The following is a 2,748-nucleotide window of genomic DNA, read 5'->3' on the forward strand; positions in this document are numbered from 1 at the left end:
TGTCGACGACGGCGTAATTCCCCAGGGGGTTTGTCGGGGGAATTCCCCACCCCCTGGGGTGCCGCGGATGTCAGCTGGTCGGGGGCTTGGACGAGCCGGCGGGGCCCTTCGGCCTCTTGTTGGGCCGGTAGCTCGGGCCGTTCATGATGACCTGATGGCTGGCGTTGATCAGTCGGTCGAGGAGGGACTCGGCGACGACGGGGTTGGGGAAGAGGGGATACCAGTCGCTGGGTGCCCTGTTGCTCGTGATGATCAGGGACCGCCCCTGCCGCTCGGAGACGAGTTCGTAGAGGTCGTCGGCCTGCGAGGCATTCATCTGGCGCATGGCGAAGTCGTCGAGGATGAGCAGGTCGGGGCGGATGAGGTCGCGCATCCGCCGGTCCCAGGTGCGGTCCGCGTGGCCGCCGGCGAGCTCGGCGAGGACCCGGCTGGTCTTGGCGAAGCGGACGTTGGCGCCCTGGCGGACGGCCTGGTGGCCGAGCGCCTGGGCGACGTGCGTCTTCCCGACCCCGACGGGACCGAACAAAATTACGGATTCGCCGGAGTGGAGCCAACGCAGGGCGGCAAGGTCACGGATCTGGGCCGCGGGCAGCTTCGGGGAGGCGTTGAAGTCGAATCCCTCCAGGGTGGCCTGCTGCTCGAACTTGGCCTTGCGTAGGCGCCGTTCGAGCGCAACGGACTCGCGGCGGGTGATCTCGTCCTGGCAGAGGACCTGGAGGAAGTCGAGGTGCCCGAGCTCGCCGCCCTGGGCCTGGGTGAGGCGGGCATCGAGGGTCTCGAGCATGCCGGACAGCCGCAGGGTCTTGAGCGAGTCGCGCAGGGCGGTGGTCATCACGCTCACCGGTCGGCCTCCTCGGTGCCGGCGTCGGTGTGTCCCTGGTCGTCGCGGAGGCCGCCGGAGATCTGGGTGGGGACGGCGGTCGCGAACAGACCCTCGGGCCCGTGCAGGAAGGCCGAGGCGCCGGCGTCGCCGGTCTCGGGTTCGGGGTCGGTCTCGGTGCCGGCGACCAGGATGCCCTTGACGGTCCGATAAGACGGATCGCCGACGGTGATCGCCTTGCGGCAGGCGGCTTCGAGTCTGGTGTCGCCGTACTTCTTGCGCAGTCCGAGCACCCCCTGGGCGGCGCGGAGCCGGTAGAGGGCGTTGACCTCCAACAGCTGGTCGATCACCTGACGGCAGGCGTCCCCGACCTGGGACGCCTGGCCGCGGCACCAGATCGGCGTGCGCATCTGGAAGGCGATCTTCTCGGGCGGGTAGTCGTTCTTGTCGGTGCGTTTGCCCTGCTCAAGCGCCGCGTGGGTCTTGACCAGCTCGCCCTCGTGGAAGACCTGCACCATCGTGGCAGTGGAGCGGACGTCGACCTTGCGGCCGATCAGCTTCCAGGGCACCGAGTAGAGGGTGCGGCCGACCTTGATGTGGATGTCCGGGCCGACCGTCGCCTTCGACCAGCGGGCCAGCACGAACGGCGCCTCGGGCAGCGGCAGCAGCACCGGCGCCTCGACCGTCTCGAACACCGACAGCGGCTTCGCGCCGCCCAGCGGGCGGCACTGCCGCTGACCTGCGACGTTCTTGGACCAGAGCAGGGCTTCGGCCTGCATATGCTCCAGCGAGGTGAAGGTCCGTCCGCGCCAGTAGGAGTCGCGGACGTAGGGCATGGGCCGCTCCACTCTGGGCTTGTCCTTCGGCTTCAGAGCGCGGGCCGGATCCACCAACGCCCCGTAGTAGGAGGCGAGTTCGGCATACGACTTGTTGATCTTCGGGTCGTAGAGGTCCGGCTTGTCGACCCCGGTCTTGAGGTTGTCCGGCACCAGGCGCCGCGGGACACCTCCGAAGAACCGGAACGCTTCCACATGTGCTTGCGTCCAGGCGTGCTGGTCCATGTGTGCCACTGGACGGACGAACATGTGCCGCGAGGCGGGCAGCACCATCACGAACGCCCAAATCCGGTGCCGCTTACCGGTGTTGGGATTGACCCACTGCCCCAGGAAGCCGTAGTCGATCTGGGCCTCCGAGCCCGGTTCGACGTTCTCCCGAAGCACCGTGACCTTGGAGCGGGCCGCCTCGTCGGGCAGGTTCTCGTGCACCCACCGGCGAAACGCCGTCAGCGACGCCTTCAGCTTGCGCTCGTCGCGCAGCCGCTGGTGGATCGTGGTCACCGTGCAGGTGTCCAGCAGTTCCAGGACGTAGTCGCGGTGCTGTTCGATCTCGGGCCACGTCAGCTGGTTCAGCCGCCTGTTGGCCTGCTCCGGAAACCAGTTCTTGATCAGTTTCGTCCAGTCGGTCTCGCCCATGGGTGGCCCGCCCGGGGCGATCCCAGCGGCCTCGGCCGGCGCCAGGTACTTCCTGATCGTCTTGCGGTCCAGCCCGAGCGACGCCGACAACTGCGTCTTCGAGCGGCCCGCGTACCAGTGAACGTAGATCTCCACGATGTCCGTCACGCTGAAGGTTCTCCTCGCCATCCGGATCGTCCGCCGACCTCCCGGCTCGCTGGTCAAGGGACACCAGCGACTCCGAGTAGGCCCGGACCCTCAACCCGGCACCGGCATGCCCCGGGGGATCCCCACCGATTCGCAAGAAGGACCTATCGGTCGAACAAACCACCCGACACGGGGAAGATCTTCACGCCGAGTCCACGATCGGCGTCCCCATCCGTGACGGGCGTCCCCCTGGGGAATCGGCCGTCAACGGGGTGGGGAATTACGGCGACAGCTTTCGTCGGAAAGTGGGGATTTGGGCCGTCGCCGACA

2 protein-coding genes are annotated in these 2,748 nt (G+C 67.9%); both read right to left on the reverse strand.

The window, feature by feature from the left end; all coding sequences use genetic code 11:
• Window positions 1-70 precede the first annotated feature (70 nt).
• Complete coding sequence (istB, locus tag ACFXB5_RS53290) at window positions 71-832, reverse strand: IS21-like element helper ATPase IstB (protein WP_385223247.1); 762 nt, start codon at window positions 830-832, stop codon at window positions 71-73.
• Window positions 833-837: 5 nt separating this feature from the next.
• Window positions 838-2,439 carry an IS21 family transposase gene (istA, locus tag ACFXB5_RS53295; protein ID WP_385223245.1) on the reverse strand — a complete coding sequence of 534 codons (1,602 nt, stop codon included), beginning with the start codon at window positions 2,437-2,439 and terminating at the stop codon, window positions 838-840.
• Window positions 2,440-2,748 lie beyond the last annotated feature (309 nt).

The organism is Streptomyces sp. NPDC059455 (assembly GCF_042750115.1).
Taxonomy (GTDB): Bacteria; Actinomycetota; Actinomycetes; order Streptomycetales; family Streptomycetaceae; genus Streptomyces; species Streptomyces endocoffeicus.